The following is a 19480-nucleotide window of genomic DNA, read 5'->3' as shown; positions in this document are numbered from 1 at the left end:
CCGGGGGGCCACGTGACATCCGACCGAAGCAGCCGATCTTCGAGCACGACGAGTGTCAGGTTCGCGACAGCAGCCGCGTACGCGGTGGCGGGGGTGGTCCATCTCGTCACGGCCGGGCTGTTCCTCACCGGCCTGCGCTTGACCGTTCTCGGTTTCCGCACGTTCTTCCAGCCGTGGATCGGCGTGTTGCTGCTGGGCATGGCCGTTCCGTTGCGTCCGCGGTCCGGGCGACTGGATCCCGACGCGCCGACCGTGCGGGAGGCCGATGCACCGGCCCTGTTCGCCCTGGTGCACCGCACGGCGGACATCGCCGGGGTACGACGCGTCGACGCGGTCCAGTTCACCGCGGACTTCTCCGTGAGCGTCATCCACTACGGCCTTCGCCGCAGGCGCTGCCTCGTCCTGGGCCTCCCGCTCTGGGCCGCGTACCCGCCTCAGCAGCGTGTCGCCGCCGTGGCTCAGGCGCTGGGCGCGAGCGCCACCCGCGACGTCCGGGACGGCGCGTTCGTCGGCTCGGCCCTCAGGTCGCTGACAGCCGGGTCGCAGGCTGTGCAGGAAGGCGAGCCCTCCGCCACGCCGCCGCGCATCAGCCCCGTCGCCCTGGGCGCCGCCGCCGTGGCAGACGGAACGCGACGCTTCGACGCGCGGTCGAGGAAGAGTGAATGGCTGCTGTGGATTCCTCGCACGGCACTGGCCGCGACGGCCCGCCTGCTGCTGTGGCTCACGGAACCGGCCGCCCGGCGTGCGCTCTTCGCGGCGGACGACGCGTCGGCCCGTGCCGCTTCCTCACAGGCCGCTCTCGCCGCACTGCGTGACAGGCGCCTCGCCCGTGCCGTCGGCGTCGAGATGCACCGGCTGGCCATCGAGAAGCGCACCCTGGCCAAGGCCCTCACCCCTGCGGCCCCGCACGAGGATCTCTGGGACGTGCTCAACGCGCACGCCGCACGTCTGCGTGCCCAGGACGTGCCCCAGCCCTCCGGGCCGGACGCTCCGGGGGGCGGGCCCGGCTCCACCGGCAGCGGCTCGTACGCCCTGCGCGTCGAGCGGCTCGTCCGGGCCCCGCGGTGTCCCGCGACGATCACGCTCGACGGGCCCGGCCTGGCCCGCATCCGGGACGAGCTGCGCGGGCCGCGGCAGACGGTGGCGCAACAGGTGCTGCGTGACGGCGTACAGCTGTAGGAAGCCGCGCGGGTGGGGCGCTGTCCTCGCTCCGCTTCCGGCCACCGCTCAGCCCTTTCGGGCCACGCCCGCGTAGCCCGGGATCGGTTCGTCACCCGGGACGTCGATGACCTCGCCCAGCTCCGGGTGCCAGTCGGCGGAGAGCGAGACGCCGGGGTCGACGAGTTCCAGGCCGTGGAAGAAGGCGGTGAGTTCGGCGCGGCTGCGCGGGCGCAGGGTCATGCCCCGGGCCCTGTACATGGCGGCGGCCTCGGCCGCGCCCTTCGGGTCGAAGTCGCCGGTGGTCTGGGAGAGGATGAGGTAGCTGCCGGGGGCCAGTTGGTCGACCAGGCGGTCGACCAGCTCCGCTGCGCCGTCCTCGTCGTCCAGGAAGTGCAGCAGGGCCAGCAGGGACAGGGCGATCGGCCGGTCGAAGTCGAGGATCTTGCCGGCCGCTTCCAGGATGACCTCGGGCCTGCGGGCGTCGGCCTGGATGTACTCGGTGGCGCCTTCCGGGGTGGAGCGCAGCAGGGCCGCCGCGTGGGCCAGGACGATCGGATCGTTGTCGCAGTAGACGACGCGCGCGTCCGGTGCGGTCCGCTGGGCGATCTGATGGAGGTTGGGTTCGGTCGGTATCCCGGCGCCGATGTCGAGGAACTGCCGGATGCCGTTCTCCGCCAGCCAGCGGGTGGCCCGGTGCATGAACGCCCGGTTGACGCGGGCCATGTCACGGCCGCGCGCGTCCACCGCGAGGAGCTGCCGGGCCATCTGCTCGTCGATCGGATAGTTGTCCTTGCCGCCGAGGAACCAGTCGTACATCCGTGCGGGATGTGGCTTGCTGGTGTCGATCTCGACGGGGGGCTCGTGCCCGGTCATAGCGCGCTCCTTGAATCCGTGGTCGGCGAACGGAGAAACAGAGTCGGTGCGCGGCGACCGGGAACCGCCCGCACGATGAGGTCAGGTCAGGAGGAAGTCTGCCTGACCGGCCTTGGCTCCCTGTATGAAAGCGGCAATCTCGCGGTGGGAGTAGATGAGGGCCGGACCGTCGGGGTCCGCGGACTGGCGCATGGCGATTCTCCCGTCGGAGAGCTTCATCGCCTCGACGCAGTTGCCGCCGTTGCCACCGCTCCACGGCTTGTACCAGCCCTCGGAGCCGAGATCGGCGGCCGGCATGCCGTTGTATATGGGGGTCATCACAGCTCCTTGCGGAAGTCCCGGAGGATTTCCTTCGTGCGTTGTGCAGTCGCGGCCTGGGCCGCCATGCGGTCCATGACCTCGAGGTAGGAGGCCACCTCGGGGCGCGCGTCGAAGTAGACGGCCCCGGTCAGGTACTCGCTGAAGACCATGTCGGGCAGTTCGGGGACGGCGAACCGGAAGAGGACGAACGGCCCGTAGGTGCCCGGGTGATGGCCGGTGGAGAACTCGGCGATCTGGAGGGTCACGTTGGGCAGCTCGGTCGCCTCCAGCAGCCGGTCGGTCTGGGCGCGCATGGCCTCCGGGCTGCCCACCGGACGGCGCAGCACCGTCTCGTCCATGACCACCCACAGCCTCGGGGCGTCCGGCCGGGTCAGCAGGGACTGCCGCTCCATCCGCAGCGCCACATGGCGTTCGATGTCCTCGGGCCTGGTCTGGCCGACTGCTCCGGTGCGCATCACCGAGCGCGCGTAGTCCTCGGTCTGCAGGAGTCCGGGGACGAAGTGCGGCTCGTACATGCGCAGGAGGCTCGCGGCGCCCTCCAGGCTGACGTACATGCTGAACCAGTCGGGCAGCACGTCGTGGAAGCGCTGCCACCAGCCCGGCTTGTTGGCCTCCTCGGTGAGGTCGACGAACGCGTCGGTCTCCTCCTCGGCGATCCCGTAGGCCCTCAGGAGCGACTGCACGTAGGGAACCTTGAGAGCGACCTCTGCGGTCTCCATCCTGCGGATCGTCGCCGGGGCGACGCGGAGCACCTTGGCTGCCTGGTCACGGCTCAGGCCGACACGCTCCCGCAGATCCTGCAGGCGCTTGCCGAGAACGACCTGACCCACGGTCGGGGCGGACCGCGGTTCGCTCACTTCAGACCTCCCCATGCGCTGTTTGGCAGAAGTGTGCCATGCGCGTGCCACCAAGAACACTGCCACTCTGAATTTTTCAGAGTGCCTCTTGCCAAGTGTTCGCGACAGGGGGAGAGTTGGTGAGTGAACCAGTTCACTCGTCATGCCCGCCCTCTTCCAGGAAGATCGCGAAGCGTGACACAGCCCCCACTGTGAGGATTCGGTCGTGGCACCTGGCAGTGCGCTCATCCCCCGGCTCATGGACCTCAGCCCCGGGACGGAAGCGCTCCGGTACTGCTTCGCGCTGCCCGCGCAGCCCGAATCGGTCGCCGGTGCCCGGCAGCTGACCCGGGCCCGGCTGGATGCGTGGCGGCTCGACGACGACGCCCACGACGCGGCGGTCCTCATCGTGTCGGAACTGGTCACCAACGCGGTGGTTCACACCGCCAGCGCACGCGTCGTGTGCGAGTTGCGCTGCCTCGGGACCCGGCTGCGCATAGCCGTACAGGACCAGGGACACCAGCCCGGCGGGCCGAGACTGGGCGCGGGCGCCGACGACGAGCACGGACGCGGCCTGCTGCTCGTCGACGCGATGTGCAGCGCCTGGGGATCCCGCGACGCCGGGAACGGCTCGGGCCGCATCGTCTGGGCGGAACTGCCGCACAGCTCGGAGCACTCATGCTGAAGAACGCCATGTCCCATCTGCTCGGAGCCAGGCGCTCCCGTGAACCCGGCTGCGCCCCCGGTGCGGCCCTGGTGCAACTGCCGCTGCCGGCCGCCCTCTCGGCGAGCCTGGGCTGTGACGCGGTGGGCGTGCCCGCGCGGTACGGCTTCCGCCTGATGTCCCATCTTCCGCGTACGGGCTGCGTCTTCGCGGACGCGGACCGCTGGTGGTGGATCGTGCCGTCCGGCTCCGACCTCGATCTGGACTGGCCCGCGCAGGCCGCGTACGCACGCGGGGCACACGTCCCGGCCGTACGGCCCCGGCTGATTCACCAGCCCGACAGCCGTACGCCGTACACCCCGCCCATTCCGCTGTTCCTCATGGTCTGCCAGGTGACGGGCGTGACGCCTTCGTGGGCGCCCACGGGCGGTCCGAGCGTCGTCCCCGCTCCCTGAGCACGGTTGCGTACGGGTGGGGGCCGGGGCGTCGGACGACGCCCCGGCCCCCACCCGTGTGCTCACTTGCGGAAGGTCAGCCAGTCGACGGCTGCCGTCCTCTGGCCGCCGACCGCCACGACATACACGTCGTGCGTACCGGTGACGGGGTGCAGCAGCTTCGCCGACTGCTCCTGCCAGGTGTCCGCGCCACCGGTGGCCCGCACCGGCAGCACCCCCACGATCCGTCCCTTCGGGCTGTCCAGGCGTACCTGGAGCACACCGCTCACGCCCCGGCCCGGAGCCGCGACGCGGACGGTCATCCGGTCCGTACCCGCCCCGAACCGGACCTTGCGGAAGCCGAAGCGGTCGCCTGATCCCAGGAACCCCGTGGCGGCGTCGCCCCGGCTGACGCCCCTGATGTCGGTGGCCTGTTCGGCCTGGAGCGTCGCGGCGGCGTCGGGGCCGTCCGCGTACAGCCGGATCTCGTTCACCGCCCACGCGGTGTCACCGGGCGCGGTGAGCGTGATCCGCAGATAGCGGACCGTTTCCGGTGCGAAGACGGCGTCCTGGGTGAAGGAGCGGCCGCTGACCTCGGCGACCGGCGCTCCCCACTTCACGCCGTCGGTGCTGGTGGAGACGGTGAAGCCGGACGGGTGCCCGGTGGCGTCGAGACCGGCGTCCAGGGCGAGCCTGCCGACGGTCTTGGGTGCGCCGAGGTCGACGGTGAGCGACTGGCCCGGCGTCTGGAGCCCGGTCGTCGTCCACTGGGTCGTCTGAACGCCGTCGACTGCCGCCGTCGCGTCGGTGCCGTCGGACGCCACCGCCCTCCAGCCGTCGTTGCGGACGCGGGAGACACAGCCGTCCAGGTTGCAGCCCGCGGACCAGATCGCGTCGCCGAACTCGTAGGCGCCCTGGTCGGGACCGGCGCCGCGCACCCCGGTGGTCACTCCGTCAACGGTCTCCCCCGCGTCGATGGCGGGCGAGCCGTCACGCAGCCAGAGCTCGCCGTTGCGGGTGTCGGTGTAGCCCGGGTCCGTGGGCGGCAGCAGGTTGCTGCGCACGACGGGGCCCGGGTCGCCGGGTCCGGAGATCTCCGTCTTGGTCATCCCGACGATGTTGCTGACGTAGGTGCCGGTGGCGTCGGTGGCACCGCTGAGCCGGACCGAGGCGCCCGTGATGCCCGGCCCGTACGAGGAGTGGTGATCGCGGTTGCCGAGACTGACGCCGCTGTGGCCGTTGAAGAAGGTGCCGCGGGTGCCGGTGTTGTACGCGACGTTGTGATGGAGCAGGAAGTGGCCGGAGGAGTTGTCGATGTAGTAGCCGACCTGGCCGTCGTCGTCGTGGACGATGTTGTGGTCGACGCTCGTGCCGGTGGCGTCCAGGTTGCAGCAGACGTAGAACGGGCTGCCGTCGCGGGAGGTCCGCATCGCCTCGGACAGGTCGTTGTAGGCGATGGTGTTGTTGTGGAACGGCACGCCGTTGAGCTGCCACGACACGTCGATGCTGCCCCGGCCGGTGCGGCGCACGGTGTTGTGGGTGACCGTGTGGCCGCTGCCGTTGATCTCGATGCCGGGGGTGTAGCTGCCCATCCAGCCGACGTCGTGGACGTAGGTGTTGGTGACGGTGTTGCCGCTGCCGCGGACGAGGACACCGGTGCCGGCGGAGTAGCCGATATCGCTGTCGCGCAGGGTGTTGCCGGTGCCGAGGATCTGGATGCCCGAGTCCAGGATCCGGGAGACGACGATGTGGCCCTCGCCCGGTTCGATGGCGAGTTCGTCGTCGGCGGGCATCGGGAGCGTCGCGTACTCGGAGATGTAACGGGCGTTCAGGTCCTCGACGAGGATCCCGGTGCTGTCGTCGCCGGTGCGCAGCGAGGTGCCCCACAGGCCGAGGCCCCGGACGGTGACATACGAGCTGCCGGTGAGGTCGATGCCCCAGGAGCGGTGCTTGGCGGTGACGGTGTGGCCGCTCATGCCGCCCTTCGGCGGAACGAGGTAGAGGGTCCGGGCCGCCTTGTCGTAGTACCACTCGCCCGGCTGGTCGAGGGTCGCCCTGGCGCCCACGAGGTAGTAGTTGCGGTAGTTCTTGTCGCCCATGCAGAGCGGGTCGCAGCGGTAGTTGCCGCCCTTGAAGTCGAGGGCGCCGGCGGTGGTGGACGTGACCGTTCCGGTCTGCTGGCTCCATGGGTTGGAGCCGGCCCACAGGTGGACGGTGGCTCCGGTGAAGTCTCCGGCCGGCAGGTCGGGGTCGTCGATGTGCTGGTCGGTGGAGGTCTTCTCGGCGACGGCCCAGGTCGGGTTGAGCGGGTCGGTACCGGAGTTGGGCCAGCGGCCCTCCATGGCGCGCTCGCCGTCGAGGAAGAGGGCGTTCTCGCTCGCGTCGAGCGGGAGGTCCGTCTTCACGGCGACGAGGCCGTCGCCGGCGTCCTTCCAGCCGCTGAGGGTCTCGGTGCCGTCGACCGTGACCGCGCCGTCGCCGTACGCGGCGAAGGTGATGGGCGCGTCCGCACGGCCTGCGGGCGGGGTGATCTGCTCGCGGTAGGTGCCCCGGTGGATCAAGCAGCTGTCGCCCGGACGGACGAGTTCGGCGCAGCGCGAGATGGTGCGCAGCGGGCGCTGTGCGCTGCCGGCCGACCGGTCGGATCCCCAGGTGGCGACCTCGTACGTCCGGCCGTGGGGGGCTGCGGTGGCCGCCGCCGGCAGGGCGAGTGGCAGCGCGATCAGTGCGGCAGCCGCGGCGGCCACCAGGGATGTCGGACTGAGAGCCGGTCTCATGTACAGCCTCCGGTGTTCGGTGGTGCGGGTGGGCGTTTCCATGCGGTCTCGCCGTCCGGCCCCGGCGGGGCGCCGAGGACGGCGCACCTCAGCCAGTGCTCGCCCGGGGGGAGTTCGCCGGTGAGCATGGGCAGCGTGGTGCGGCGGGCGAGCACATTGGTGCCGGGCAGGGCGTCGACGTTCCTCCCGGTGCGGCGGCCGTCGGTGTCGATCAGGCCGGTGAGTCCGGCGGGGCCGGTGACGCGGGCACGGGCCGGGCCCGCCTGGCGGAGGGGTCCGGACGGGGCTGCGGTGTCACGGTCCACGGCGAAGGCGCCCTCGGCGGTCCACAGCGGACGCGCGGTGCGCACGCGGTGGACGCGTGTGTGCCAGGGCGGGGCGGCGGTGAGCCAGGTGGTGACCTCGACGTCGGGCCAGGGGTGCCAGGTGGAGGCCACGGTGTCGTCGGTGACCCGGTGGCCACCCGGCTCCTCCCGTACCCGGTAGTGGACGCCGCCGTCGTCGCTGAGGGCCAGCATCGAGTCGTGGGCCCCCTGCTCCAGGCCGACGGGGCCGGCGGGCAGGCTGAACCCGAAGCGCGAGGAGTAGGCGAACTTGGCGTACTTCTCCGCCGCGTGCCGGACCCAGGCGTGGTGCTGCCGTCCGGCCAGCAGCGTGACGTCTCCGGCCGAGCGCATCAGGACGGCGCCCGCGTGCGGCTGGGGCGACACGGCGGGCAGGGCGGGGGCGCGGCGTTCGGCGGCGGTCCAGAAGGGGTGGACCGCGGGCAGCGCGAGGGGCAGGAAGGTCTTCAGGGCCCAGTACGGCGAGCCGGGGGCGTTGTACTGCTCGGCGAGGGCGGGCTGCGGGTAGGCGTACCCGATGGACAGGATTCCGCCCGGTGCGGCGTCGGGGCGCTGCTGCCACCAGCGCAGATGGCGCATCAGGTGGCCCTTGACGACGCCCCACGGAAGGGCTTCGACGCCGGCGTACGGGAGCGCGGACCAGAAGGCGGCCTGGGCGAACCGGTAGGTGAGGGAGCGGCCGTAGGCGACGGCGGCGCCGTCGTCGGCGAACCAGTGCTGGAAGTCCTGGGCGAACAGCGCTGCCCGCATCCGGAAGCGCACGGCCCGTTCCGGATCGCGGTGGCCGGCGAGTTCCGCGTACAGCAGCCCGTAGAAGTGCATCGCCCACGGCACGTAGTAGTCGCGGCGTTCGGTGGGTCCGTCGGAGTACCAGCCGTCGCCGCGGGCGAAGGTCTCCAGCCGGTCCAGGCAGGCGGTGACGCGTGCGCGGTCGTACGGAACGCCGACGCGGTCGAGACCGAGGCCGATCAGGACGGGGAAGAACAGCCAGTTGTTGTCGGTGACCGGGCAGGCCATGCCGGAGACCAGCCAGTGGGCGGCCCGCTCGCGTTCCGGCCGGCTCAGGGGTTCCCAGAGGCGGTCGGGGGCGAGCGCGAGGGCGAAGCCGATGGCAGCCATCTCGACGATGCGCTGGTCGTGCGGTCCGGGCGGGCCCCAGTACTCGGGATGGTCCGGATCCGTGCCGGCTGCCAGGCCGCGTACCCAGTAATCCCAGTGCGCGAACGATCCGCCACCCGCGGCGAGCGGGGCCAGGCCCCACAAGGGGCGGGCGAACGCCTCCAGTTCGGCGGCCGGGTCGTCGTGGATGGCGGTGTTGACGCCGAGGCGCAGCCGGGCGCGGCCCGGGCTGAAGTGCGGCAGGAGGGGTTCGGTGAGGGTGCGGACGTAGTCCTGCAACAGTGAGCGGCTGTCGTCGGTCATGTGCGTCAGCCCTTCTCCGCGCCGGCGAGCAGTCCCGTACGCAGGAAGCGCTGGGCGAACAGGAAGGCGACGAGGGTGGGCACACAGGCGACGAGTCCGGCGAGGGCGGCCTCGGGCTGGTGGATGTCGAGGTCGCTGAAACCGCTGGAGGCGTTGACGGCGCCGGTCGACTGGAGCAGGGACATCAGGCCGAGCTGGAGGGTGAAGGTGCGGTCGTCGGCGAGCATCACGAACGGCAGGAAGAAGTCGGTCCAGGTGCGGGTGAAGGAGAAGAAGGCGATCAGGCCGATGGCGGGCTTGGCGAGCGGGATTCCGATGGACCAGAAGAGCCGGAGCTCTCCCGCCCCGTCGACCCGCCCGGCGTCCAGCAGGCTGTCCGGGAGGTTGGCGGCGAAGTGCAGATAGGCGAGGTAGACGCCGAACGGGTAGAAGGAGAGCGGCAGGATCACCGAGGCGGGGGTGCCGGTGAGGCCGAAGGCGTTCATCTCCAGGTAGAGCGGGAGGACGAGCGCGGCCGGCGGCAGGATCATGCAGACGATGGAGAGCGTCAGCAGCAGCTTGCGCCCGCCGAAGTCGTGCTTGGCCAGGACGTATCCGGCGGGCACGCAGAGCAGCAGTGACAGGGCGACGCTTGCCGCGGTGTAGAAGACGGAGTTGCCGATCCACAGCGTGATCTGGCCGTCGTTGTAGCTCATCAGGTGGTCCCAGGCGCCGCCCACGTTGCCCAGTGAGCCGAACCCGAGCGAGGCCCCGGTGGTGAGGTCGTCGGCGGTACGGGTCGGGGCCAGGACCAGCCACAGGAGCGGCAGTCCGAAGAAGACGGCGGCGCCGAGGAGGAACAGCAGCCGTGCGGAGCGGGATACGGCGTTCATCGGGCTCGGACGCCTCTCACGTGTGATCACCGGTGATCCGTTTCGTACATGCGGGTGCGGCTGATGACGATCCAGGCGGCCAGCAGACCGACCGCGAGCATGGCCAGGGAGAGGGCGGCGGCCTTGCCGAAGTCCCCTTCCTGGGTCGCGTAGTTGTACGCGAGCTGGTTGACGGACCAGGTGGGGCTGATCTGTCCGGGGGCGCCTGTGGTCAGCACGGTCGGTTCGACGAAGACCTGGCTGCCGGCGGCGAAGCTGGAGATGAGGACGAAGGCGACGTAGCTGCGGACCATGGGCAGCTTGATGTGCCAGGTCGTGCGCCAGGTGGAGGCGCCGTCGACCTGGGCGGCCTCCATGACGTCCTTGGGCAGGGCGTTCAGCGCTCCGTACAGGACGATGATCCAGCCGCCCGCGTGGACGGCGACGCCCATCACGGTCAGGACGGCGATCAGGTTCTGCCCGGACAGGGCGTCGGTGGCGCTGGTGATGTCGAACAGGTCGAGGACCGGGCTGAACGGGCTGGCGTCGGGGCTGACCATGAACAGCCAGAGCAGCGCTGCGGCGGATCCGGTGACCGCGCCCGGCAGGTAGTAGACGAACTGCATCGTCGAGGAGAACCTGCCCGGCTTCACGTGCAGGGTCAGCGCGAGGGAGAGCACCAGCAGGACGAGGACCGGCAGCCACAGCAGGAGGTACATCCCCACGTGCGCGGCCGAGTCGACGAGCCGGTAGTCGTCGAAGACCCCGGTCCAGTTGCGCAGCCCGGCGAACGAGCCGTCGTGCGTGAACGACGTCCAGAGCGCGTAGCCGGCGGGCGCGACGCCGAAGAGGACGAGGAAGAGCGTGTAGGGGCCGATCAGGCCCCAGGCGGCGAGGGACCGTGCCCGCTTCATGGGGCTCCGCTGCGGCGCGACGGTACTCGCGGGGGTGGTGGCGGCCGTCGGGGGCCGCCGGCTGGTGAGCGTCATGGGGCGGCTCATTCGACGGTGTAGTTGCTGGTCTTCGCGGCCTGCTTCAGCCGCTCCTGCCAGCTGCCGAGTGAGTCCTTCAGCGACTTCCCGTCGCCTGCGGCGGCGCCGAAGGTGTCGTTGAAGCTGCTCTGCCATTCGGCCTCGTAGCGGACGGCGCCGAATCCGGGGCGGAGGTTGGCGGCGGCCTCGGTGAGGACCGGGACGGGGTTCGTGGCGTAGTAGGTGTCCTTCGCCTTCGCCCTGCCCCACTCGGTGGCGGCTGCCGTGAAGGCGGGGTACGTGGGCTGCTTGGCCTGAAGGGGTACGTCGGTGGTCAGCCAGGTCACCAGGTCGGTGGCCGCCTTCGACCGCTTGCCGGCGTGCTTCGACACGACGAACGCGCCGCCGCCCACCTGGCCGGCGGCGGACTTGGACTCGCCCTTCCAGACGGGCATCTGCGCGGCCGCGATCCGGCCGTCGGGCACCTTGAAGGACGGCTTGAACATGAAGTCGCCGAACCAGGCCGGGCCGGGCAGCATCAGGATCTTGTCGTCGGCGCCGAGCTTCGCGAAGGACGGCTCGGTCGGCACCACGTTGGTGACGGCCTTCTTCTCGGTGAGCGGCTGCAGGACGTCGGCGACCCGGGAGCAGGTGTCGTCCGCCGTGTCGATGCGGACCTTGGTCAGGCTGAGGGTGTCGCGGGTGGGGCAGCCGCTGGAACCGAAGTAGAGCCCGGCCCCGTACTTGCCGGCTACGGAGCCCACGATGGTGCCGGGGTGCTCGGCCGCCGCCTTCAGGCCAACCTTCTGGTAGTCCTCCCAGGTGGTGGGCACCTGGTAGCCGTACTTCTTCATCAGCTCGGCGTCGTACCAGAGGATGCCGGGCGCGATGTCGTTGCGCAGGCAGTACGTCTTGCCGTCGAAGGTGCACGTGTCGAGCGCGCCGGGCGCGAAGCCCGCCAGGGTCTCCTTCGGCACGGCGGAGTCGAGCGGGGCCGCGTAGTCGAAGGGCTCGGCGGCCAGGGTGGCCGTTTCGGACGGATTGGCGAGGAAGACCACGTCCGGCCAGCCGCGCTTGGTGCGGTTGGCGAGGGAGATCTTGGTGGGCACGTATCCGGCATCCGGCGGAATCGTGACCACGCGGATCTTCTGGGCGGGGTGCGCCTTGGCATACTCCTTGGCAGCGGCGGTACGGGTGTTGTCGACCCAGACGAGCAGCTCGTCGCTGTCTCCGCCCGAGCCGCCGCTGCCCGAGCCGCAGGCGGTGAGCAGCAGCGCGCCGCACACCGAAAGCGCCGCACGCGTCTTTGCGCCGGTACTCCATCGGTTCATCGAAGACCACCTCTGTGCCCGAAAGTGAAGTTGCGATAGTTTTCGCAACAACGGATCGATCGAAACGTAGGAGATACATCGGATGACGTCAACGGCTGGGGACGATTCGACGCGGAGTACTTTGGCGGAGATTGCCGGAGAGGCCGGAGTTTCGGTCTCCACCGTGTCCAAAGTCCTGCATGACAGATCCGATGTGTCATCGAAGACCCGGGCGAAGGTGCAGAGGCTGCTCGAGCAGTACGGGTACCTCGCACGGAACAGTCCGCCGACCTCCCAACTCCGGGGCGGGCTCATCGAGTTCGTCATCAATGAACTGGACAGCCCCTGGGCCGTCGAGCTCATCCGGGGCGCCGAGGAGGCGCTGCACGGGGTCGGCATGGGCATGGTGGTGTCGGCGACACACGGCCGCACGAAGCTCGCCCGGCAGTGGCTGGACTCGCTGGCCACCCGTCCGACCCGGGGCGCGATCCTGGTGGTGCCCGAACTGACCGCCGAACAGCACGAGGAACTGCGCCGGCTCGCCGTCCCGTTCGCCCTGGTCGCCCCGATAGAGGAACCGGCGCCGGGCGTGCCCTGGGTGGGCGCCACCAACTGGCCGGGCGGATTCGCCGCCACCCGGCACCTGATCGAACTGGGCCACCGGCGCGTCGCGATCATCAGCGGACCGGCCCGCCGGCTCACGTCGCGGGCACGCGTCGGCGGCTACCGCTCGGCCCTGGAGGAGGCCGGCCTGCCCTTCGACGAGGAACTGGTGCGGTACGGGGACTTCACCCACGGCCTGGCCCACCAGCACGCCCTGGACCTGCTGCGACTCCCGGACCGGCCGACGGCGGTCTTCGCCGGGAGCGACCACCAGGCGCTGGGGACCTACCGGGCGGCGGCCTCGCTCGGACTGCGGATCCCGGAGGACCTGAGCGTGGTCGGCTTCGACGACCTCCCGTTCGCGGACTGGGTCACACCGCGGCTGACGACGGTGCGCACGCCGCTCGCCGAGATGACCGCGCTGGCCGCCCGGATGGTCCTGCAGCTCATCGCCGGTGACCAGCCGGAGACCACGCGGGTCGAGGTCGCCACGGAGCTGATCGTGCGGGAGAGCACGTGTCCGCCGGAGGCGGCGGAGGGCGGGGCGGGATCCGAGGGCTCCGGGAACCCCCGGGCGGAAGGCGGCGCGACGGGGTAGGCGGGCGTCCGGATTTACCGAGCCCGGTTTTCGTGTTTTCGCAGATTTTCGAAATCGAAGCTTCATCTGCCGGTGATCCAGCGATGATCACCGGCCTGCTCGCAGCTTCGCTCGCCGGTGATCAAACCATGTCAGCCGGCCTCCTCGTCGATCGGAGTACGTCCGTGGCGCATGCCCGTCCCCCTGCGCTTCTCGCCCTCGACCCACGCCATGTTCCGGAGCTGTTCCCTCCGGAGGTACTGGCCCGGCTGACGGGACTCGTCGAACTCGGGCGGCCATCCGCCGCCGGGCAGGCCCACCGCGACGGGCCGCTGGTCGCCGCGCGGTTCGACGACCCCGCGGACACGGCGGTGCGGCAGGCGCTGGCCCGCGCCGAGGTGCTGATCACCGGCTGGGGCTGCCCACCGGTCGACGCGACCGTGCTGGCCGCCGCACCGAGGCTGCGGGCCGTCGTGCACACCGCCGGAAGCGTCAAGTCGCTGGTGACGGAGGCCTGCTGGGAGCGGGGCATCGCCGTCTCGTCGGGCGCGGACACCAACGGCGTGCCGGTCGCCGAATTCACCCTGGCGGCAGTCCTGTTCGCCGGAAAGGGGGTGTTCGCCGCCCGGGAACGGATGCGGGCCGAACGCGGCGCTCTCTCACCCTTCGAGCTCGGCAGCGGGATCGGCAACTTCGGGCGCCGGGTCGGCATCATCGGCGCCTCGCGGATCGGCCGCCGGGTGATCGAGCTGTTGCGCCCGTTCGATCTGGAGGTGTGGCTCAGCGATCCGTACGTCGACGCGGCGGCCGCGCGCTCTCTCGGGGTACGCCCGGCGGGCCTCGACGAACTCCTCGCGAGCTGCGAGGTGGTCAGCCTGCACGCACCCACCCTTCCCGAGACGTACAGGATGCTCGACCGTGAACGGCTCGCCCTGCTCCCGGACGGTGCGGTGCTCATCAACACCGCGCGCGGGGCGCTGATCGACACCGCGGCGCTGACGGACGAGGTGGCGAGCGGCCGGATCACTGCCGTACTCGACGTCACCGATCCGGAGCCCCTCCCGCCGGACGACCGGTTGCTGGACCTGCCGGGTGCCTTTCTGACCCCGCATCTGGCGGGCTCGCTCGGCAACGAGCTCGAACGGCTGGGGAGTGCGGCGGTGGACGAGGTGGAACGTCTGGCCGCCGGGGCTCCGTTCGCCCGCGCCGTACGCAGGGCGGACCTCGCGCGCAGCGGCTGACCTGCGCTTCCGCCCGATCCCGCCACCGGTCACGCTGCGTTGTCAGTGGCCCGTCCTACTGTGGAACCACTGATCGAGAAGCCCGGGGCAACGCGGGTCGAACGGGTGGGAAGGGGGGCGGACCTGTGCGTCGCTCCGAGTACGTCGAGGGCAGTGCGCCTGTGTTCCGTGACACCGCAGCGGGTGGGGCGGACAGGGCGGGCGGGCCGAACGGGACGGGTGGTGCGGACCGTGATCCCGCGGCACTGCCCGACGAGGACACGTTCGTGCTGCCGCCCGGCTGGCAGCGCTCACTCCATCCCCGGCGCGGTGGTGTGGTCCGTACCCCCGCCCGGGTCCAGCAGCGGGGCCTGGAGGCCGTCGAGGCCCGGACGGCCGAGGAGAAGGCGTGGATCCAGGAGTTCCTGGACGCGCCGGGCAGCGATGCTCAGCTCGTCGAACTGACGCGGCTGCACCTGGCCGGCAGTCGTTCACCGGCCGGCGCGGCGGCCGTGGCCGCCATCGTCGGGCTTGTCTCGCCGCACGCCGGATCCTGGGCCGACAGCTGGGTGCGGCTGGGCGGACTCCCCTTCGCGGCCCGTGCCGTGGTGGAACTGTTCCTGACCGAGGCGCACTGGATGCAGACCGGATCCAAGCGCTGCGACCCCTGGCTGGAATCGCGCACCCGCACCCCGCAGTACTACTGGACGGAGTCATGGCGTCCGGCCGCCGACCGGGTGCGGTCGTTGCTCGCCGCGGCGGAGGAGGAGACCTACCGGGCCACGGTCGAGGCGCTCGCCCGGTGCCGTACCGACACCTACCGGAAGATCGCCACGGCCTATCTGGCGCCGAGCGAGACCGACTGGGTCGCCGGGCTCTGCACGGATCCCGCGGTCACCGCCCACCAGGACAACGCCGTACTCACCCTGGTGCACTGCTCCCTCAACTCCGCCGACCAGGCCCAGGCCTTCGCGCACAAGCCCGTCATCGGCCACAGCAATGCCCTGATCGCGACCGCGGCTGAGGGGATCGGCGCCGCCGTCGTCCCGCTGCTCGGCGAGGAGCTGCGCCGCGCCCACTCCCCCGCGAACCGTGTCAAGCAGGTCGCCAACGCCCTCGTGGAGTTCCCGGCCGACGAGGCGTTCCTCCTCCTGCTCGGCCACGCGGACAACAAGTATGTCCGCCCCGCACTCATGGAGGCGATGGGCCGCTATCCGGTCCGGGCGCTGCGCCTGCTCACCGCGGAGCTCCGTCGTCACAGCGGTACGGGACCGAGCACCACACGTCAGTTGCTGGTGGGTCACGTCGCCGCTCACCGCGCCGTGGTGAAACAGGCCCTGCCGGCCCTCCCCGGCGACCTGGCGGAGATCGTCGAGCCGCTCCTCGACCCGGCGAACCGGCTGGACGACGCGCCTGTCGACGCCCTGCCGGCCGTGCTGACGGCCCCGCCGTGGACCCGGCAGCGGAGCGGGACGAAGCCCACGGTCGTGCCGGGGCTGACGGCCGTCAGCGAGCCTGCGCTGGAGTGGCTGCCCGGCGAACAGGAGCAGTGGACGGCCACCACGAGCTGGTACACCCGGCGGGACGACAAGGGCGACTGGGAACAGGACATCGCCGCGTTGCGCCACGGCCCGGGCGCACACGACCTCCGGCCGGCGTGGGTCTACGTGCACGGACCCGAGGACCTGGTCACGCCGCTGCTCGCCGCCTGGGACCCGACGGACCTCTGGGACGGTGCGGACACCCTGAAGCCGGTCGCCGCCCGCTTCGGTCTCACCGCTCTGCCGCTGCTGCTGCGCGTCGTGCCCCGGCAGCCGAGTTCCCTCGCACCGCTGCTGCTTCCGTTCGTCGACGTGTCGGTGGCCCGGCACATGGCCGACTGGTCCGTGCGGCTCAAGTCGACTGCGGCAACCGCCCGTTCGTGGTTCGAACGACACGGGGTGCGGGCTGCCGCGCTCCTGGTGCCCGACGCCGTCGGCAGGGCCGGCAGGGTACGGCGCGCCGCCGAGCAGGCTCTGGTCCAGATCGCCGCGCTGCACGGCAACGCCGTGGTGCGCGGTGCGGCCGAGGCATACGGTTCACAGGCCGCCGACACGGTGGCCGAGCTGCTCACGGCCGATCCGCTGGAGCGGGCACTGCCCACCGTCCTGCCGGCGGTGCCGGGTTGGGCAGATCCGGCGCTGCTGCCGCAGATCACCGTCACATCGGGCGGCGCCCTGCCGAACGAGTCGGTTCGCCATGTGCTGACCATGCTGGCGATGTCCGTGCCCGGTGAGCCGTACCCGGGCCTCGGCGCTGTCACGCGGACGGCGGACGGCGCCTCGCTGGCCGAGTTCGCGTGGGCTCTCTTCGAGCAGTGGCGGCTCGCCGCCCTTCCCGCTCAGGAGTCGTGGGCGCTGCACGCTCTCGGCCCGCTCGGTGACGACGGGACAGTGCGTCGGCTGACACCGGTGATCCGGTCCTGGCCCGGCGAGGGTGCCCATCACCGCGCGGTCGAGGGCCTCGACGTGCTGGCGGCGATCGGCAGCGATGTCGCGCTGCTCCATCTGCACGGCATCTCCCAGCGGGTGAGGTTCAAGGCCCTGAAGGTCCGGGCCGCGGAGAAGATCGCCGAGGTGGCCGCAGGTCTCGGGCTCACGGGAGAGCAGCTCTCCGACCGGCTGGTTCCCGACTTCGGTCTGGACCCGGACGGCTCCACGGTCATCGACTACGGGACCAGGACCTTCACGGTGGGCTTCGACGAGCAATTGCGCCCGTACGTCCAGGACAGCGACGGCAAGCACCGCAAGGATCTCCCCAAGCCGGGCGTGCGTGACGACGCCGAACTGGCGCCGGCCGAGCGCAAACGGTTCCTGGCTCTGAAGAAGGACGTGCGGACGGTCGCCTCCGACCACATACGCCGGCTGGAGGCCGCGATGGTGACGGGCCGGTCCTGGACGGCGCGGGAGTTCGGCGAACTGTTCGTCGGCCATCCGCTGCTGGGGCACCTGGTCCGACGTCTGGTGTGGCTGAGTGAGGAGGAGGGGTCGGCCACCGCGTTCCGGGTGAGGGAGGACCGCACGTTCACCGATGCCGGCGGCAAGACCTTCGCCCTTTCCGGGGAAGCGGCCGTGCGGCTGCCCCATCCCCTGTACCTGGGAACGGAGTTGGCCGCCTGGTCGGAGCTGTTCGCGGCCCGCGGGATCCCGCAGCCGTTTCCCCAGCTGGCCCGTGCCGTGTGCGCACCGACCGAGGAGGAGGCCGGCAGCCACCGTCTGACCCGCTTCGAGGGCCTCCGGGTGCCGACGGGCCGGATCCTCGGCCTGGAGCGCCGCGGCTGGCAGCGCGGGGTACCGCAGGACGCGGGGGTGGAGCGCTGGATCTCCAAGCGGATCGGCGACGACCGCCATCTGGTGGTCGCCCTGGACACGGGCATCGCGGTCGGGGCCGTCGACATGTTCCCCGACCAGACCCTGGAAACCGTCTGGCTCGACAAGCGACCCGGCGACTACGGGATGCGCGCCCGCCATGCGCTGCGTTTCGGTGACCTGGACATGGTCACCGTCTCCGAACTGCTCGCCGACCTGGCAGACCTGACCGAGGGGTCTGCGTCATGACCGTACGGGGCCGGGCGTCCACCCGGCCGGATGCGTCAGCGCAGGTACGAGAGCCCCGGGTGCACCTTCGCATAGCCGTCGACCAGGCGGCGCGCCACCGAGACCGAGTCCACCAGTGGGTGCAGTGCGAAGGCGCGGACCGCGTCGGCGCGTGAGCCGCTCGCTGCCGCGTCGAGCACCGCGCGTTCGACGGCCTTCACCGCGGTGACCAGGCCGACGGCGTGGTACGGGAGCGGATCGACGGCGAGGGGGCGGGCGCCGTTCGCGTCGACGAGGCAGGGGGCCTCGATCACGGCATCCGCGTCGAGCACCGCGAGCGTGGTCCGGTTGCGGACGTTGAGGATCAGGGAAGTCCGTTCGTTGCGGGCGACGGCCCGCATCAGGGCGAGCGCTACCTGCTCGTAGCCACCGGAGTCCAGATCGCTCTCGTCCCGCTCCCCCGCCCCCGCGACCTCCCGGTTCTCCGACATGTACGTCGCCTCGCGCTCGGCGCGGGTCCGGTCCCAGGTCGCCAGGGCCGGCGTGGCCGGGTCCTTCATCCGCCCGTAGAAGCCCTCCTGCTGTTCACGGAGGTAGGCGCCGCGGGTCTGCTCGGCGTCCTGGTAGGCGCGGACCGCCTCGCGGTTGAAGTAGTAGTAGTGCAGGTACTCGTTGGGGATGGCGCCCAGGGAGCACAGCCAGTCGGCGCCGAAGAGCCGGCCCTCCTCGAACGAGCCGAGCAGCTCCGGGTCGGCGAGCAGGCGCGGGAGTTCGTCGCGGCCCTCGACGTACAGCCCGCGCACCCAGCCGAGGTGGTTGAGGCCGACGTAGTCGATCCGGGCCCGGTCGGGGTCGGCGCCGAGCACGCGCGCGATGCGGCGGCCGAGGCCTACGGGCGAGTCGCAGATGCCGATGACGCGGTCGCCGAGGTGGTGCGACATGGCTTCGGTGACCAGGCCCGCGGGGTTCGTGAAGTTGATGACCCAGGCGTGCGGGGCGAGCCGGGCGATGCGGCGGGCCAGATCGACGGCGACCGGTACGGTGCGCAGTCCGTAGGCGATACCGCCGGCGCCGACCGTCTCCTGGCCGAGTACGCCCTCGTCGAGCGCGACGCGTTCGTCGGCGGCCCGCCCGGCGAGGCCGCCGACCCGGATCGCCGAGAAGACGAAGTCGGCGCCGCGCAGCGCCTCGTCCAGTTCGGTGGTGGCGACGACGGCGGGTGCGTCAGGGACGCCCTCGGCCTGCTCGGTGAGGACCCGTGCCATGGCGGTGAGCCGGTCGGCATCGGTGTCGTAGAGGGTGACGGCCGAGACGCGGCCCTCGGCGTGGTCGGCGAGCAGCGCCCCGTAGACCAGTGGAACCCGGAATCCGCCGCCGCCCAGAATTGTCAGCTTCACGCTTCCGCATGGTACGTGGGGTGCGGGAACGAGTCGCGGGGGGCCCGCCCGGGGGGGGGGGGGCGGGGCCCCCCGCGGCGCGCCGGGCCGGGCCGGCCCCCCCCCCGGCGCCCACACCCCCCCCCCCGCCCCGGCCGGGGGGCG

General features: G+C 71.5%; 15 protein-coding genes. 6 read left to right on the top strand and 9 right to left on the bottom strand.

Features of this window, described 5'->3' with window-relative positions; all coding sequences use genetic code 11:
• Positions 1-93: 93 nt before the first annotated feature.
• On the top strand, positions 94-1179 hold the full coding sequence (locus ACIQMX_RS15570) for a M48 family metallopeptidase (protein WP_402478210.1): 1086 nt from the start codon (positions 94-96) through the stop codon (positions 1177-1179).
• A 48-nt stretch (positions 1180-1227) separates the two neighbouring features.
• On the opposite strand, the gene ACIQMX_RS15565 is transcribed toward ACIQMX_RS15570, so the two are convergent.
• The 3 genes from ACIQMX_RS15565 to ACIQMX_RS15555 form a co-directional block, all read right to left on the bottom strand.
• Positions 1228-2034: an SAM-dependent methyltransferase gene (locus ACIQMX_RS15565; RefSeq protein WP_363074253.1), complete on the bottom strand. Its 807-nt coding sequence runs from the start codon at positions 2032-2034 to the stop codon at positions 1228-1230.
• Positions 2035-2115: 81 nt separating this feature from the next.
• Complete coding sequence (locus ACIQMX_RS15560) at positions 2116-2352, bottom strand: DUF397 domain-containing protein (RefSeq protein ID WP_219567121.1); 237 nt, start codon at positions 2350-2352, stop codon at positions 2116-2118.
• A complete protein-coding gene (locus ACIQMX_RS15555) occupies positions 2352-3212 on the bottom strand; it encodes a helix-turn-helix transcriptional regulator (RefSeq protein ID WP_363074251.1) in 861 nt (286 codons plus the stop codon). The genes ACIQMX_RS15560 and ACIQMX_RS15555 overlap by 1 nt, the downstream gene beginning before the upstream one ends.
• Positions 3213-3417: 205 nt before the next feature.
• On the opposite strand from ACIQMX_RS15555, the gene ACIQMX_RS15550 reads away from it, so the two are divergent.
• Together ACIQMX_RS15550 and ACIQMX_RS15545 are read left to right on the top strand one after the other, a co-directional pair.
• Complete coding sequence (locus ACIQMX_RS15550; protein WP_363074249.1) at positions 3418-3876, top strand: ATP-binding protein; 459 nt, start codon at positions 3418-3420, stop codon at positions 3874-3876.
• Positions 3870-4310 (top strand): hypothetical protein, encoded by a 441-nt coding sequence (locus ACIQMX_RS15545; protein ID WP_363074247.1) that lies wholly within the window; start codon positions 3870-3872, stop codon positions 4308-4310. Before ACIQMX_RS15550 ends, ACIQMX_RS15545 begins: the two co-directional genes overlap by 7 nt.
• Before the next feature lie 62 nt (positions 4311-4372).
• On the opposite strand, the gene ACIQMX_RS15540 is transcribed toward ACIQMX_RS15545, so the two are convergent.
• The 5 genes from ACIQMX_RS15540 to ACIQMX_RS15520 are packed head-to-tail and all read right to left on the bottom strand — an operon-like array spanning position 4373 to position 11985.
• Positions 4373-7066, bottom strand: a complete 2694-nt coding sequence (locus ACIQMX_RS15540; RefSeq protein WP_402478204.1) for a carbohydrate-binding protein — start codon at positions 7064-7066, stop codon at positions 4373-4375.
• Positions 7063-8832, bottom strand: coding sequence for a DUF2264 domain-containing protein (locus ACIQMX_RS15535; protein WP_402478201.1), 1770 nt, complete (start codon positions 8830-8832; stop codon positions 7063-7065). Before ACIQMX_RS15535 ends, ACIQMX_RS15540 begins: the two co-directional genes overlap by 4 nt.
• Before the next feature lie 5 nt (positions 8833-8837).
• Positions 8838-9704, bottom strand: a complete 867-nt coding sequence (locus ACIQMX_RS15530) for a carbohydrate ABC transporter permease (RefSeq protein WP_402478199.1) — start codon at positions 9702-9704, stop codon at positions 8838-8840.
• A gap of 26 nt (positions 9705-9730) precedes the next feature.
• Positions 9731-10672, bottom strand: coding sequence for a sugar ABC transporter permease (locus ACIQMX_RS15525; RefSeq protein ID WP_363078811.1), 942 nt, complete (start codon positions 10670-10672; stop codon positions 9731-9733).
• A gap of 8 nt (positions 10673-10680) precedes the next feature.
• On the bottom strand, positions 10681-11985 hold the full coding sequence (locus tag ACIQMX_RS15520) for an extracellular solute-binding protein (protein WP_363078813.1): 1305 nt from the start codon (positions 11983-11985) through the stop codon (positions 10681-10683).
• Positions 11986-12067: 82 nt separating this feature from the next.
• Here ACIQMX_RS15520 and ACIQMX_RS15515 point away from each other — a divergent pair, with 82 nt between their 5' ends.
• From ACIQMX_RS15515 to ACIQMX_RS15505, 3 genes are all read left to right on the top strand, one after another.
• Positions 12068-13165: a LacI family DNA-binding transcriptional regulator gene (locus tag ACIQMX_RS15515; protein WP_402478195.1), complete on the top strand. Its 1098-nt coding sequence runs from the start codon at positions 12068-12070 to the stop codon at positions 13163-13165.
• Positions 13166-13329: 164 nt separating this feature from the next.
• Positions 13330-14385 carry a hydroxyacid dehydrogenase gene (locus tag ACIQMX_RS15510; RefSeq protein ID WP_402478192.1) on the top strand — a complete coding sequence of 352 codons (1056 nt, stop codon included), beginning with the start codon at positions 13330-13332 and terminating at the stop codon, positions 14383-14385.
• 125 nt (positions 14386-14510) lie between these two features.
• Positions 14511-17960: a DUF4132 domain-containing protein gene (locus tag ACIQMX_RS15505; protein ID WP_402478189.1), complete on the top strand. Its 3450-nt coding sequence runs from the start codon at positions 14511-14513 to the stop codon at positions 17958-17960.
• A 35-nt stretch (positions 17961-17995) separates the two neighbouring features.
• Here ACIQMX_RS15505 and ACIQMX_RS15500 read toward each other — a convergent pair whose 3' ends face one another.
• A complete protein-coding gene (locus ACIQMX_RS15500) occupies positions 17996-19336 on the bottom strand; it encodes a 6-phospho-beta-glucosidase (protein WP_402478186.1) in 1341 nt (446 codons plus the stop codon).
• Positions 19337-19480 lie beyond the last annotated feature (144 nt).

The organism is Streptomyces sp. NPDC091416 (assembly GCF_044756845.1).
Taxonomy (GTDB): domain Bacteria; phylum Actinomycetota; class Actinomycetes; order Streptomycetales; family Streptomycetaceae; genus Streptomyces.
This window is presented reverse-complemented; position numbering and strand designations above follow the sequence as displayed.

What these genes read in the sequence shown, in the direction of transcription:
- ACIQMX_RS15515 (WP_402478195.1), top strand. Translation starts at nt 12,068, where the DNA reads ATGACGTCAACGGCTGGGGACGATTCGACGCGGAGTACTTTGGCGGAG.
- ACIQMX_RS15520 (WP_363078813.1), bottom strand. Translation starts at nt 11,985, where the DNA reads ATGAACCGATGGAGTACCGGCGCAAAGACGCGTGCGGCGCTTTCGGTG.
- ACIQMX_RS15565 (WP_363074253.1), bottom strand. Translation starts at nt 2,034, where the DNA reads ATGACCGGGCACGAGCCCCCCGTCGAGATCGACACCAGCAAGCCACAT.
- ACIQMX_RS15525 (WP_363078811.1), bottom strand. Translation starts at nt 10,672, where the DNA reads ATGACGCTCACCAGCCGGCGGCCCCCGACGGCCGCCACCACCCCCGCG.
- ACIQMX_RS15545 (WP_363074247.1), top strand. Translation starts at nt 3,870, where the DNA reads ATGCTGAAGAACGCCATGTCCCATCTGCTCGGAGCCAGGCGCTCCCGT.
- ACIQMX_RS15535 (WP_402478201.1), bottom strand. Translation starts at nt 8,832, where the DNA reads ATGACCGACGACAGCCGCTCACTGTTGCAGGACTACGTCCGCACCCTC.
- ACIQMX_RS15540 (WP_402478204.1), bottom strand. Translation starts at nt 7,066, where the DNA reads ATGAGACCGGCTCTCAGTCCGACATCCCTGGTGGCCGCCGCGGCTGCC.
- ACIQMX_RS15530 (WP_402478199.1), bottom strand. Translation starts at nt 9,704, where the DNA reads ATGAACGCCGTATCCCGCTCCGCACGGCTGCTGTTCCTCCTCGGCGCC.
- ACIQMX_RS15560 (WP_219567121.1), bottom strand. Translation starts at nt 2,352, where the DNA reads ATGACCCCCATATACAACGGCATGCCGGCCGCCGATCTCGGCTCCGAG.